Below are 14,221 nucleotides of genomic sequence, written 5' to 3'. Positions count from 1 at the left end.
GGCCGGGTCTTCGCGCGGGGGCGTGTGGAGCGCCCCCGTGACGCAGGGTTGGCGGGGAGGCCGTCTGCGCCGAGGGGGTGCCGGGGGCGTCGGGGCCGGTCAGGCGGCCACGGCTCCCCCGGCACCCCCGGGCTCGGCACCGGGGGGTGCGGGAACGTCAGGCCTGCGGGAGGCCGTGACGGCTGATCACGTCGGAGTACCAGCGGGCGCTCGCCTTGGGGATGCGGGTCTGCGTGGCGTAGTCGACGTAGACCATGCCGAAGCGCTTCGAATAGCCGTACGCCCACTCGAAGTTGTCCATCAGCGACCAGAGGAAGTAGCCGCGGACGTCCGCGCCGTCGGCGATCGCGCGGCGGACCGCGTCGATGTGGCCGTGCAGGTACGCGATGCGCTCCGGGTCCTCGACGCGGCCCTCGGGCGAGACGTAGTCGTCGAAGGCGGCACCGTTCTCGGTGACCATGAGCGGGGTGTTCGGGAACTCCCGGGCGGTGTCGAGCAGCAGGGCGTGCAGGCCGTCGGGGTCGACGGACCAGTCCATCGCGGTGACGGGCTTGCCCTCGGCCTTGTGGAAGGCGACGTGCTCCGAGCCGGGCCACGGCGAGTGCGCGCTGTCGCCGTGCGCGTGGCTGTTGCTCTCGGCTCCACCGCCCGACGGGTCGGTGACCAGCGTCGGCGCGTAGTAGTTGATGCCGAGGACGTCGATCGGGCGGGAGATGGTCGCCAGGTCGCCGTCGTGCACCAGCTTCGACCAGTCGACGAGGTGCTTGGTGTCGGCGATCAGGTCCTCGGGGTAGGCGCCGTGCAGCATCGGGCCGGTGAAGACCCGGTTGCCGACCGCGTCGATGCGGCGGGCCGCGTCGACGTCACCGGGGGCGTCGCTGAGCGGGCGCACCTGGTGGAGGTTGAGGGTGACCGAGGTCTGCGCGCTGGCGGGGATGGAAGCGCGCAGAGCCTCGATCGCCCGTCCGTGGGCGAGGTTGAGGTGGTGGGCCGCCTGGAGGGACGCGCCGGGGTCGGTACGGCCGGGGGCGTGGACGCCCGAGGCGTAACCGAGGTAGGCGGAGCACCAGGGCTCGTTGAGCGTGGTCCACGTGCCGACGCGGTCGCCGAGGGCGCCGGCCATGATCGCCGCGTAGTCGGCGAACCGCTCGGCGGTGGCGCGCTCGGGCCAGCCGCCGGCGTCCTCCAGCTCCTGCGGAAGGTCCCAGTGGTACAGGGTCGCGACGGGCTGGATGCCCGCTTCCAGCAGCTCGTCGACGAGCTTGCGGTAGAAGTCGAGGCCGCGCTCGACGGCCGGACCGCGGCCGGTGGGCTGGACGCGGGACCAGGAGATGGAGAAGCGGTAGGCGCCGAGGCCCAGCTCCTTCATCAGTGCCACGTCGCTGCGGTAGCGGTGGTAGTGGTCCCCGGCGATGTCACCGGTGTCGCCGTTGTGGACCTTGCCGGGGGTGTGGGAGAAGGTGTCCCAGATGGACGGCGTACGGCCGTCCTCCGAGGCAGCGCCTTCGACCTGGTAGGCGGCGGTGGCCGCGCCCCAGACGAATCCGGGCGGGAAGACGAGGGCGTCGGCGGCCTGCTTGGGGGCGAGGTCAGGGCGTACAGCTGTCATGCGGGAGCGCTCCCATGGGGTGAAGAGGAAGAGGGGGGATCCGGTGCCCGCGCGGGCACCGGTGGGGGCGTCGCGCGGGCGCCCGGAGGTGCGGGCCGGGGTGTATCAGCCCTTGACCGCGCCGGACATGATGCCGCCGACGATCTGCTTGCCGAAGATCACGAACACCGCCAGCAGGGGCAGCGTACTGATCAGGGCGCCCGCCATGACGATGGACTGGTCCGGCGTGTACGAGGCGCTCAGCTGGCCCAGAGCCACCTGGATGGTGGGGTTCGCCTGGTTGAGCGCGAGATACGGCCAGAAGAAGTCGTTCCACGCCTGGACGAAGGTGAGCATGCCGAGCACCATCATCGCGGGGCGCGCCACCGGGAGCACCACGCTGAGCACGATGCGGAAGTTGCTCGCGCCGTCGATCTTGGCGGCCTCGATCAGCTCGTACGGAAGCGCCTCCAGCAGGTACTGCCGCATGAAGAAGACACCGAACGCGCTCACCAGGGTCGGGAAGATCACCGACTCCAGCTTTCCGCCCCAGCCGATGTCCGACATCATCATGAACAGCGGGACGACGCTGAGCTGCGGCGGGATCGTCAGGGTGGCGATGACCGCGGTCATCAGCCAACCGCGTCCCTTGAAGCGCATCTTGGCGAAGGCGTAGCCGGCGAGGGTGCAGAAGAACAGCGTCGCGGCGGTGATGGACGCCGAGACGATGAGGGTGTTGACGATGGCCTTGCCGAGGTTGGCACCGTCCCAGGCGGCCTGGAGGTTGTGCCAGAGCCGGCCACCCGGCAGGAACGGCGGTGTGCTGGCCAGGACTTCGTCCTGGGTGTGCGAGGCGGCGACGAACGTCCAGTAGAGCGGCAGGATCGAAGCGATGCCGACGACGATCAGCGCGATGTAGGTGAACGGACCGCCCTTGTGGGTGTCGCCCGCGCCCATGGCGAGACGAGCCTTGCGGGGAGCGCGGCGGTCCGGCTTCGGACGGCCGGGGGCGGAGACCTTGGCGGGGGTGCTGGTGATGGTCATGAGAGGTATCGCTCCCGGTCAGGCCGCGGAACGGCGTACGAAGCGGCCGATGATCCAGTTGATCAGCGCGATGGCCAGCAGGAGGGCGAGCATGGACCACGCCACTGCGGCCGACAGGCCGAGGTGCTGCAGGTTCCAGCCGTAGTTGTAGAGGTAGATGCTCAGCGTCTCGTACTGGTGCTCGGTGCCGCCGATGGCGCCGATCGCGCCGCCCTCCAGCAGCAGCGGCTCACCGAACAGCTGCATGGAGCCGATGGTGGAGATGACGATCGTGAAGAGGATCGTCGGCCGCAGCGAGGGGATGGTCACCTTGATGAACTGCTGCCAGCGGTTGGCGCCGTCCAGCGAGGCCGCCTCGTAGAGGTCGCCCGGCACGGCCTGCATCGCGGCGAGGTAGATCAGCGCGTTGTAGCCGGTCCACCGCCAGATCACGATGACCGAGATGGCGATCTTCGACGTCCAGTGTCCGTTGCCCCAGTTGGTGTCACCGAAGCCGACGAAGTGCAGGACCCAGTTGAGGAGCCCGCCGTCGGTCCGGAAGACCAGGGCGAAGACGAGGGCCGCGGTGGCGACGGACGTCGCGTACGGCGTGAGGATGATGGTGCGCCAGAAGGTGCTGGCGCGCAGCTTGTAGTTCAGCAGGTGGGCCAGGCCCAGCGCCACCAGCAGCTGCGGGACGGTGGACATGACACCGATCACGAACGTGTTGCTGACGGCCGTCCAGAACTCGGAGTCCTGGAAGATCTTCGTGAAGTTGTCGAAGCCGACCCATTCCATCTGGTCCATGCCGGTCATCTCGACCCGGTGGAGTGCGATCCAGCCGGTGTAGATGAGCGGGTAGAGGCCGAAGGCCCCGAAGACCAGGAAGAAGGGGGCTATGTACGCGTACGGGGACGCCTTGTCGTCGAACCGCCACAGCCGGCTCCGCCAGGTCTGCCGGCTGCTCGCCGGTTGCTGTCGGGAACCACGGGGTGGCGGGACGTGGGCGTCCCGGGTGGGGGTCGAGGTTGCCACGGGCGGGAGTCCTTCCCTGGGGTGCGCCGGCGGGCGCGTCGATCGGTACCGGGCCGGCCCGGATACGGGACTGCGCGTCCCGGTGCGGTGCCGAGCGGTGCCGGTCGTGTGGGGCTGGATGGGCGGAGCCGTCCGTCCCGGGGCCGGCCTGTGCGGAGCCGGCTGGAGGGGCGAACGGGATGGTGCGGATGCGGGCCGGGGAGGGCCGGTGGTTCGTGCGCGCGGACGGGCTCTCGGGCCCCCTGGGGCGGCGAACCGGCAGAAACCGGTTCCCGCCGTCGCCCACGGGCCGGGGGGGCCGGTGGTGTCAGCGGCGAGGACGCCCCTGCGCGGCGGGCCGGGGAGGCTGATGGCTCGGCCTCGACGGCGGGCAGGGAGGAGGCTCGACGGCCGTCCGTGCGGGTGGTGCTGCGTGCGGAGTGGTGCGGTGGTGCCGTGGTGCGGGTGGTGCGGGTGGTGCCGTGGTGCGGGTGGTTCAACGTGCGGTTGGTGCGGGTGGTGCCGCGTGCCTGCCGGGGGTGTCGCGTACCGGCCGGCTCGCTGTCGGCCGCCCGCCCGGACCCGGTGTGCGGGGGTCCGGGCGAACGGACCGGTGGCGTGCGCCCGCCCCGGACGGGGTGGCGGGCGCACGCCGAGGCGGTGCGGGCGGCCGGTGGGCCTCCCGCACCGCCGGGGATCAGCCGATCACCTTGTCGACCGACTCGACGGCCGTCTTCCATGCCTTGTCGGGGTCGGTGCCGCGCTGCTCCATGTTGTTGATCTCGGTGGAGATGGTGTCCTTGATGGTCGCGTCCTTCGGGCCGAGGACGGCCTCGGGGATGGTCTTGGCCTCACCGGCGTAGATCTCACCGATGGGGGCGTCGTTGAAGTACGGCAGCTTCGCGTCCTTCACACCCGGGAGGTCGTACGCACCCGTGTTGGACGGGAAGGAACCGATCGCCTTGAAGACGGCGGCCTGCTGCTCGGGGGCGGTCAGCCAGGCGACGAGCTTGATGGCCTCGTCGACGTGCTTGCCGGAGCTCGGAACACCGAGGAAGGAGCCACCCCAGTTGGCGGCGGTGCCACCCGGCGCGCTGGTGATGTCCCACTTGCCCTTGTTCGCGTCACCGGCGTTGACCGAGATCTGGCCGGCCATCCACGCCGGGCAGGCGACGGTGGCGATGGTGCCCTTGCGGAGCGCGGCGGCCCACGGGTCACCGAACTGCGGGACGCCCTGGGTCAGCTTCTTGGTGGCCGCCTCGGCGGCCAGGTTCCAGCCCTGCTGGACGGCGGGGCTGTCCTTGTAGATCGCCTTGCCGTCCTCGTCGTAGTACTGCTTCGCGCTGGAGCTGACGACGGCGTTGAACATCGCGCTGGCGGAGTCCATGAAGTAGGTGCCCGCGGGCGCCTTCGCCTTGAACTGCTCGCCCAGCTTGATGTAGTCCTCCCAGCCACCCTTGACCAGGTTGGCGACCTCGGTGCGGTCGGTCGGCAGACCGGCCTTCTTGAAGAGGTCGGTGTTGTAGCAGAGCGACATCGGACCGATGTCCGTGCCGGCGCCGATGAGCGCACCGCTGGAGGTCGTGGCCTGCTTGGCCTTCCACGAGACGAAGTCGCTCGCGTTGATGACCTTGCTCAGGTCCTCGAACTGGTCCGCCTTGGTGTCGACCAGCTCCTTGATGCGGCCGACCTCAAGACCCTGGACGTCCGCCAGGCCACTGCCCGAGTTCAGCTGCTGGAGCAGCTTCGGGTAGTAGACCTTCTCCTCGGCCGTCGTGTCTTCCTTGACCGTGATGTTCGGGTGGAGCTTGTGGTACTCGGCGAAGAGCCCGGCTTCCTTGTACCCGAACTGGCCGTAGTCGGCGACGGTCAGCGTGATGTTGCCGCCGGCGTCGGTGCTGGAGCCCTCGTCGTCCGACGAGTCGCTGCAGCCCGCCAGCAGCAGGGCGGTGGCCGTCAGGCCAGTGGTGGCCACGATCGCGGCTCTACGGCGTCGACCTGCGACGTTGCGGGTGATGCGCATTCCACTACTCCTATTTCCAGGGTGTGACTGGCGGTTGGCTCACTGCGGGACCCAGGCGCCGTGAGTGCCGCGCCAGGTGATGCTGGGGGGAAGCACGGGCAGTGCCGATCGCACATAAAAACGGGTGTGCGATGTGGGAGCGCTCCCATGCGCCGATGACGGAAGGTTGCTGCCTCAAGGGGGTGGGTGTCAAGACTTGAAGACGCTTCCGTTGCGCGAGCGTGTCCGGCAAGTCACGAGACCGTGTCCCGCACAGGGCTTGCCAATTGGCCAACGCTCGGGGCCGTTGACGGCCCGTCATCGAATCACCGCAGGTGAGAGGCCGTTCGTGAGGGCGGCGATGATCCACTGGCCAGAACGCGCCCTCCCTCATCCGGTCTTACCCCGTGGCCGGTTCTTTACCCGGCCCGTGAGAAACCGGCCCGCCGGAAAGTGAACAGGGACCCCGCCGGAAAGGATCTCGGCCGCCAACTGTGGCGCGATCGTGTTCTTTCCTCGAAGGCCGACCGCAGGGCCGCAGCCGCCCGGAGCCGTCGGACGGCTCCCACGGCGTAACACCCTCGGCTGCGGCGGAACGCCCCTTCCCGGCCAGGACGCCCTCGGCCCCCGGAGATCGCCCCGGTCACCCGACGAACCGGCGAGGTCCGCACGTCCGCCCGACCGGCCGGGACGTCGATGTGCCGCACTCCCTCACCCCTGCTAGCTTCGCCTCTATGCCACGTTCATGCGCTTTCGTCACCTTTGGGATCTGAGCCGGCGTGGGTGTCATCCGGGACCACCCCGAACTCACCCTGTTCCTCTGCCTCGCCGTCGGCTACCTGGTGGGCAAGGCACGCATCGGCCCCATCACCCTCGGCGGCATCTGCGGCACACTGATCGTCTCGCTGCTCCTCGGCACGCGGCACGTCAGCGTGAACGACGACGTCAAGACGGTCTTCTTCGCCCTCTTCATCTTCTCGCTGGGCTACATGGCGGGGCCGCAGTTCTTCGCCAACCTCAACCGCCGCAGTCTGCGCTTCTTCGCGCTCTGCCTGATCGAACTCGTCTGCGTCCTCGGCATCGCGTACGGGCTGGCCCAGGCCTTCGACCTGGACGTGGGCACCGCCGCCGGCATCCTCGCCGGAGCCGCCACGGAGTCGGCGGTCGTCGGTACGGCCACCGAGTCCATCGGCAAGCTCAGCGGGCTCACCGCCGACCAGATCAGCCAGTACCAGGGGCACGTCGCCACCGCCTACACGGTCTGCTACCTCTTCGGTCTGATCACCATCGTGCTGTTGACCAGTCAGATCATGCCGATGCTGCTGCGCATCAACCTGGCGGACGCCTCCCGCGAGCTCTGGGAACGGATGCGCGGTGGCTCCGCCGGGCTGGAGTCCGACGAACGGGAGGCGCTGCCCGGCACGGTCGGCCGGACGTATCTGGTGACGATCGCCGACGGGCGCACCGTGGGCGGTCTGGAACAGGCGCTCGGCGGCCGGGTCACCGTCGAGGGCGTCAAGCGGGGCAGCAAGCTCCTCGCCCCCTCCCCCGAGCTCGAACTCACCCTGAGCGACCTGGTCCAGGTGGTGGGGCGCCGGGCGGCCATCATCGAGGCGGGTCGCGAGATCGGGCCCGAGACGCCCGCGATCCCCGGCCTCGACACTCCCCTGGCCACCAGCCAGGTCGCCGTGACCGAGAAGGCGACGCACGGCGCGACCATCGACGCGATGGAGCGGGCGCACCCCGAATTCCGCGAGGACGGGGTCTACATCACCGATGTGGTCCGCAACGACCAGCGCCTTCCGGCCACCGGGGACACCACCCTCTACCGGGGCGACGTGCTGACCCTGGTGGGCGCGCGCAACGGCCTGGCCAGACTGGTCGGGAAGATCGGCGCGGTGGTGAAGAACGACGCCACCGACTTCATCTACCTGGGGTTCGGCATCGTCGCCGGTTCTCTGCTCGGTCAGATCGTGGTCAACGCCGGGGACATCCCGCTGTCGCTCGGCACCGGAGGCGGCTGCCTGATCTCGGGGCTGCTCTTCGGCTGGTTCCGCTCCCGCAAGCAGACCTTCGGCGCGTTCCCCCCGCAGGCGGCGGCGACCCTGAAGGACCTGGGCCTCGCCGTCTTCATCGCGTGCACCGGGCTGGCCGCCGGCCCGCAGGCCTGGCCCCTGCTGAAGCAGTACGGAGCCCTGCTGCCGTTCGCGGGCATCGCGATGGTGCTGGTGCCGGCGATGCTCTCCCTGATCGTCGGGCGCAGGCTGCTGAAGATCGAGAAGCCGTTGCTGATCGGTGCCATCGCCGGGCAGCAGTGCTCGACGCCCGCGATCACCGCTGTCACCCAGGTGGCGCAGAGCTCGGTGCCGTTGCTGGGCTACACGATCACCTACACGCTCTCCAACTTCCTGCTGCCGCTGACCGGACCGATCCTCGTCGGAATCCTGGGAGCCTGAATGATCGACTTCCTGAACCGGAACGTCTTCCAGCCCCATCCGGAACTGCTGGTCTTCCTGGTGGTCGCGCTCGGCTTCCTGCTCGGGAAGATCCGCTACCGCACCATCGCCCTGGGCGTGGTGACGGGCTGCCTGGTGGCCGGGCTGGTGCTCGGGGCGCAGTTCGGGATCCAGATCGACGACACCGTGAAGAACCTGTTCTTCATCATGTTCCTGTTCGCCCTCGGCTACCGGGTCGGCCCGCAGTTCTTCCGCGGTCTGCGCAAGGACGGCCTGCCGCAGGTGCTCAACGCGATCGTGGTGTGCGTGTCCGGCCTGCTGATCTCGTGGCTCTTCGCCGGACTGCTGGGGTACGGCCCCGGGCTCGGCGCCGGTCTGATGAGCGGTGCCCTCACCCAGTCCGCGGCCATCGGCGTCGCGCAGGACGCGATCGGCTCCCTGCCGGAGCTCTCGTCCGCCCAGGTGAAGTCCGAGGAGAACCTGGTCGCCGTCGGGTACGCGGTGACGTATCCGCTCGGCACCATCCTCTGCGCGATGCTGCTGGCCAATGTGCTGCCCCGGCTCTACCGCCGTGATCTGGCGAAGGAGAGCGCCGCCCTCGCCGCCGAGCTGGACACTCCGGACGAGAATCCGGACGAGGGCGAGGGCTACTACGAGGTGGTGCTGCGCGCGTACCGGGTGGAGCGCCCCGACCTCGTGGGCCGGACCGTCGAGGACGTCGAGCGGCAGCAGCAGGGCATCGGACGCCGGATCTACCTCACCGCCGTCCGCCGCGACGGCGCGGTGCTGGAGCAGTCGCAGACGCTGACCCTGGAGCGGGGCGACACCGTCGCCGTCAGCGCGCTCCGCCACGACCTGGTCGACTTCGACGCCCGTACGCACATCGGTCCGGAGGCGGACGACGTGGAGCTGCTCGGCTACCGCACCGAGACGCTGCACGTCGTCGCGTCGGAGAAGGCTCAGCTCGGCCGCACGATCGAGGAACTGCGCCGGGAGCCCTTCATGGTGGGGGTGTACGTCGACCGTCTCTACCGGGCGGGGGCGGAGTTCCCCTACCGGCTGTCCACCCGGGTGGAGCGGGGCGACACCCTGGTCCTCACCGGTCCGGAGCGGCTGGTGGGACCGGCGGGGAAGTCCCTCGGCAAGCCGGTGCCGACCAGTTTCGCCACGGACATGGTCTGGGTGGGGCTCGGGATCTTCCTCGGCGGCTGCCTGGGCATCCCTGCCCTGACCGCCGGCGGGGTGCCGATCTCGCTCTCGACCTCGGGCGGCGGGCTCATCATGGGGCTGGTCTTCGGCTGGATCCGCGGCAAGTACCCGACGTACGGGAACGTTCCGCCGGGTGCCCAGTGGTTCATGGACACCCTCGGCCTGTGCGTGTTCGTCGCGGTGGTCGGCATCAACGCCGGTCCGAGCTTCACCAGCGGTCTCTCCGACGCCGGCTGGGGTCTGCTGCTCCTCGGCGCGGTCGCCACCGTGGTGCCGCTGATCGTGGGCTTCCTGTTCGGGCACTACGTCCAGCGCATCCAGTTCCCGGTGCTGATGGGCGTACTGGCCGGGGGCCAGACCACGACGGCGGCGATCGGCGCGATCAACGAGACGTCCAAGTCCCAGATTCCCACGCTCGGTTACACGATTCCCTATGCCGTCGGCAACGTACTGCTGACCGTGTGGGGCGCAGTGATCGTCCTCCTCAACCACTGAACCCGCAAAGGGACGCCGCCATGCCCAGGACCAGCTTCAGCCGGGAAGAGATCCGGTCGTTCGCCCAGCTCAGCCCGTTCGAGCTGAAGGACAAGTTCATCAGCATCGCCCAGACGGCCCAGAGCGACGAGCCGGGCCAGAAGGGCCGGACGACGCGCGCGATGCTCAACGCGGGCCGGGGCAACCCGAACTGGGTGGCGACCGGGCCCCGGGAGGCGTACCACGCGCTCGGCTACTTCGCCCTGTCGGAGAGCAAGCGCGTCTGGACGGCGGACGATCTCGGCGGGATGCCCGAGGAGAAGGGGTGTGCGGAGCGCTTCGCGTCCTTCGCCCGGGCCCATCCGGACCTGCCGGGGATGGAGCTGCTGCAGGCGTCGTTCGACCTGGCGGTGAAGCGCTTCGGCTTCGACCCGGACGCGTTCGTCCACGAGATGACGGACTCGTCGATCGGGGACAACTACCCGGTGCCGGACCGCATCCTGCACCACACCGAGAGGATCGTGCGGGCGTACGTGGCGGACGAGATGTTCGACCACCGGCCGCCCGAGAACCAGAACCTGAGCCTCTTCGCCACCGAGGGCGGCACGGCGGCGATGTGCTACATCTTCGACTCGCTGATGAAGAACGGCATTCTGGCGAAGGGCGACCGGATCGCCCTGATGGTTCCGGTGTTCACGCCCTACCTGGAGATTCCGGAGCTCGACACCTACGAGTTCGACGTGGTGCGGGTGGAGGCGAGCCTCTTCACGGAGACGGGTGTCCGGCAGTGGCGGTATCCGACCGAGGAGGTCGCCAAGCTGGCCGACCCCTCCGTCAAGCTGGTCTGCTGCGTCAACCCGAGCAACCCGCCCTCGCTGGCCCTCTCCCAGCGGGTCGCCGACCAGATCGTGTCGATCGTGGCGGACACGAACCCGGGTCTGATCGTGGTGACCGACGACGTCTACGGGACGTTCGTGGAGGGGTTCCGCTCGCTCGCCGCCGACCTCCCGCGCAACACCCTTCTGGTGTACTCGTACTCCAAGCACTACGGTGCGACGGGCTGGCGGCTCGGCGTGATCGGACTGCACGACGACAACGTGATCGACGAGATGCTCGCCGCGCACTCCCCGGAGTGGAAGGCGCGGCTCGACCGGCGGTACGGGACGCTCTCGCTCGAACCGGGGAAGATCCGGTTCATCGACCGGCTGGTGGCGGACTCGCGGCAGGTGGCGCTGAACCACACGGCCGGGCTCTCGCTGCCCCAGCAGGTGATGATGGTGCTCTTCTCGCTCTTCGACATGCTGGACGAGGGCCAGGCGTACAAGCGGCGCATCCGGGCCATCGTCCAGCAGCGGCTCGAACTCCTCCTGGAGGGCGTGCACATGAAGGTCTCGGAGGATCCGAAGCGCGCGGCCTACTACATCGAGCTGGACCTGCTCGCGGAGGCCGAGCGGGTGCGCGGCAAGGCGTTCGCCGACTTCCTGGAGCAGAACTACGAGCCGGTGGACCCGCTGTTCCGCCTCGCCGAGCAGACCGGCGTGGTGCTGCTCAACGGGGGCGGCTTCGACGGCCCCGAGTGGTCGGTACGCGTCTCGCTCGCCAACCTGGACGATCTGGACTACCTCCGGATCGGCCACCATCTGCGCGTGATCTTCGACGCGTACGCGCGGGAGTGGCAGGAGAGCACGGGAGGCTGAGCCCTCGCTCACGCGCCCCGCAGGAGCGCGAGGGTCGCCTCCAGGTCCGCCCTGGTCAGCCGCTCGGCCGCCGCACCGTCCCCCTCGATGACGGCGCGGACGAGCGCGGCGTGGGTGTCCTCGCCGTGGCCGGGGTGCTCGGCGCGCAGGTCGAGCAGGTCGACCAGGTCGATGAGCCCCTGGCGCAGCGCGGGGGCGAACTCGCCGAAGAGGTCGGTGAGTACGGGGTTGTGGGCGGCGGCGACCACCGCGCGGTGGAGTGCGATGTCGGCGTCGACGAACTCCGCGTCGCCCCAGCCGCTCGCGGCCCGCCGGGCGGCCATGGCCGCGTCCAGGGCGGTGATGTCGTCCTCGGTGCGGCGTTCGGCGGCGAGCCGGGCGGCCTGCACCTCGATCAGCATGCGGACTTCGTAGATGTCGGTGACCGCCGCCCGGCGCAGCCGCGCGGGCCAGTCCTCCTGCGGGCGGTCGGCGACGACGAAAATGCCGGCCCCCTGGCGGGACTGGAGCATGCCGGTCGCGGCGAGGGTGCGGACGGCCTCGCGGACGGTGGAGCGGCCGACGCCGAGGGACTTGGCGAGGGTGGTCTCGCCGGGAATCTTCGTGCCGACCGGCCAGGCGCCCTGGGTGATCTGCTCCCGCAGGTGGGCGGTCGCCTGGTCGACGAGGGGGCTGGGACGGAGGGGACCGAGGGAGGACACGCGCTTCACCTGTCGGGTTGTCTGAAGACTTGGGATGTGCCTACTGTACCGCCATGACGCTCAGCGGTCTCCTTCTTCTCGGCTGCCGCGGCGGGGCCTGAAGCGACCGGCACCCCGCCGCGGGGTGCCGCGCTGTGCCGGTCGCATCCGGCGACACGAGAAGGAACACCCGTCCTCATGCCTACGATGCACAGCTTCCCCACCCTCCGTACGCCGCGCGGCCCGGTGCCCGCCGGATCCCCCGCGTGGAACCCGCAGCGCGCCAGCGACATGCCCTCGCAGCGTTACCGTTCCGCCTTCGACCGGGTGAACATCCCCTCGGCGGAGCGCGCTTGGCCGGACGCGCGGTTCGAGAAGGCGCCGCTGTGGGTGCCCGTCGACCTGCGCGACGGCAACCAGGCGCTGGCCGAGCCGATGGACACCCCGCGCAAACGCCGGATGTTCGACCTGCTGGTCACCATGGGGTTCAAGGAGATCGAGATCGGCTACCCGTCCGCCAGCCGGACGGACTTCGACTTCGTCCGCCACCTGGTGGAGGGCGACGCGATCCCCGGCGACGTGACCCCCGTCGTCTTCACCCCGGCCAGGCCGGACCTGATCGCGCGGACCTTCGAGTCGGTGGCCGGGATGGACCGGGCGGTGGTCCACCTCTACATCCCGACCGCCCCCGTCTGGCGCGACGTCGTCCTCGGCCGGGACCGCGCGCAGCTGTGGGCGACCGTCCGGGAAGCGGCGGAGCTGATGGACCGACTGGCCGGACAGCACCCGGCGACGGACATCAGGTTCGAGTTCTCCCCCGAGGTCTTCGTGCTCACCGAGCCGGACTTCGTCCTGGAGATCTGCAACGGGCTGACCACTCTCTGGGACGCGTCCCCGGACCGGCCGGTGATCCACAACCTGCCCGCCACGGTGGAGATCGCGACGCCCAACGTCTACGCCGACCAGATCGAGTACATGCACCGGGCCCTGGACCGCCGGGAGTCGGTGATCCTCTCCGTCCACCCGCACCACGACCGGGGCACCGGCGTGGCCTGCGCCGAACTCGCCGTACTGGCGGGCGCCCAGCGGGTGGAGGGCTGCCTCTTCGGCAACGGCGAGCGCACCGGCAACGTCGATCTGGTGAACCTGGCGCTGAACCTGCACGCCCAGGGGGTCGACCCGATGGTGGACTTCTCGGACATCGACGAGATCCGCCGCACGGTCGAGCACTGCAACCGGCTGGCGGTGCCGCCGCGCCACCCGTACGCGGGCGACCTCGTGTACACCGCCTTCTCCGGTACCCACCAGGACGCCATCAGCAAGGGGTTCGCGCACCACGAGCGCACCGCATCGCCGACCTGGGACGTGCCGTACCTGCCGATCGACCCGGCGGACGTGGGGCGCGGTTACGAGGCCGTCATCCGGGTCAACAGCCAGTCCGGCAAGGGTGGGATCGCCCATCTGCTGCGGAGCTCCCACGGCGTGGACCTGCCCGCCCGGATGCGGCCCGACTTCTCCCGTACGGTGCAGCGCTCGACCGACGACAGCGGCCTGGAGGCGACGCCCAAGGACCTCTGGGAGCTGTTCACGGCGACGTACCTGACGCCGGGCCAGGACGGGCCGGTGGCGCTGGAGGCGTGGACCGCCGACGTCACCGCCGACGGGGAACACCGGTTCGTGTGCACCCTGGGCGCCGACAGCGGGCCCTCGGGCGACTACGAGGGCACCGGCAACGGCCCGCTGTCCGCGTTCGTCCGGGCGCTGGCCGGCGCCGGCCACGCGGTGGAGATCCTGGACTTCACCCAGCACGCGACGACCGGCGGGCAGGACAGCCCGGCGATGGCCTACGCGGAGTGCCGGGTCGGCGGCCGGGTGGTCTGGGGCGCGGGCCGCGACACCTCGGTGCTGACCGCCTCGGTGCGGGCGGTCCTCTCGGCGGTGAACCGGGCGGGGTGAGCCGGGGTCCGGCACCGGGGTGCGGGCCGGGGGTCCGGCACCGGGGTGCGGGCCGGGCGCGGTCCCGGACGGGAGGCCCGGAGCCTTCCGTCCGGGACCGGCTTGCCGCGGCGTACCGGCCC

9 protein-coding genes are annotated in these 14,221 nt (G+C 70.2%); 4 read left to right on the top strand and 5 right to left on the bottom strand.

Annotation, left to right across the window (positions count from 1 at the left end; all coding sequences use genetic code 11):
- Positions 1-157: 157 nt before the first annotated feature.
- The 4 genes from ACFWEE_RS30070 to ACFWEE_RS30055 all read right to left on the bottom strand — a co-directional run bounded on the left by ACFWEE_RS30070 (position 158) and on the right by ACFWEE_RS30055 (position 5,648).
- The gene (locus ACFWEE_RS30070; RefSeq protein WP_386893911.1) at positions 158-1,609 is read right to left on the bottom strand and encodes a GH1 family beta-glucosidase; all 1,452 of its coding nucleotides are present in this window, start codon (positions 1,607-1,609) and stop codon (positions 158-160) included.
- A 105-nt stretch (positions 1,610-1,714) separates the two neighbouring features.
- A complete protein-coding gene (locus ACFWEE_RS30065; protein ID WP_386893909.1) occupies positions 1,715-2,632 on the bottom strand; it encodes a carbohydrate ABC transporter permease in 918 nt (305 codons plus the stop codon).
- A gap of 18 nt (positions 2,633-2,650) precedes the next feature.
- Positions 2,651-3,646 carry a carbohydrate ABC transporter permease gene (locus ACFWEE_RS30060; RefSeq protein ID WP_386893907.1) on the bottom strand — a complete coding sequence of 332 codons (996 nt, stop codon included), beginning with the start codon at positions 3,644-3,646 and terminating at the stop codon, positions 2,651-2,653.
- Between the two features lie 676 nt (positions 3,647-4,322).
- Complete coding sequence (locus ACFWEE_RS30055; RefSeq protein ID WP_386893905.1) at positions 4,323-5,648, bottom strand: ABC transporter substrate-binding protein; 1,326 nt, start codon at positions 5,646-5,648, stop codon at positions 4,323-4,325.
- A 758-nt stretch (positions 5,649-6,406) separates the two neighbouring features.
- On the opposite strand from ACFWEE_RS30055, the gene aspT (ACFWEE_RS30050) reads away from it, so the two are divergent.
- From aspT (ACFWEE_RS30050) to ACFWEE_RS30040, 3 genes are read left to right on the top strand one after another with little or no spacing between them, the layout of a single operon-like run.
- The gene (gene aspT, locus ACFWEE_RS30050; RefSeq protein WP_386893903.1) at positions 6,407-8,083 is read left to right on the top strand and encodes an aspartate-alanine antiporter; all 1,677 of its coding nucleotides are present in this window, start codon (positions 6,407-6,409) and stop codon (positions 8,081-8,083) included.
- Complete coding sequence (aspT, locus tag ACFWEE_RS30045) at positions 8,084-9,787, top strand: aspartate-alanine antiporter (protein ID WP_386893901.1); 1,704 nt, start codon at positions 8,084-8,086, stop codon at positions 9,785-9,787.
- Between the two features lie 20 nt (positions 9,788-9,807).
- Positions 9,808-11,463 carry a bifunctional aspartate transaminase/aspartate 4-decarboxylase gene (locus ACFWEE_RS30040; RefSeq protein WP_386893899.1) on the top strand — a complete coding sequence of 552 codons (1,656 nt, stop codon included), beginning with the start codon at positions 9,808-9,810 and terminating at the stop codon, positions 11,461-11,463.
- An 8-nt stretch (positions 11,464-11,471) separates the two neighbouring features.
- On the opposite strand, the gene ACFWEE_RS30035 is transcribed toward ACFWEE_RS30040, so the two are convergent.
- Entirely contained in the window at positions 11,472-12,164 is a 693-nt protein-coding gene (locus ACFWEE_RS30035; RefSeq protein ID WP_386893897.1) for a FadR/GntR family transcriptional regulator, read from the bottom strand.
- 186 nt (positions 12,165-12,350) lie between these two features.
- Here ACFWEE_RS30035 and ACFWEE_RS30030 point away from each other — a divergent pair, with 186 nt between their 5' ends.
- Positions 12,351-14,099: a 2-isopropylmalate synthase gene (locus ACFWEE_RS30030; RefSeq protein ID WP_386893917.1), complete on the top strand. Its 1,749-nt coding sequence runs from the start codon at positions 12,351-12,353 to the stop codon at positions 14,097-14,099.
- Positions 14,100-14,221 lie beyond the last annotated feature (122 nt).

The organism is Streptomyces sp. NPDC060184 (genome assembly GCF_042728795.1).
Taxonomy (GTDB): Bacteria; Actinomycetota; Actinomycetes; order Streptomycetales; family Streptomycetaceae; genus Streptomyces.
The sequence above is the reverse complement of the archived record's forward strand: the minus strand, read 5'-3'. Positions and strand labels throughout refer to the sequence as shown.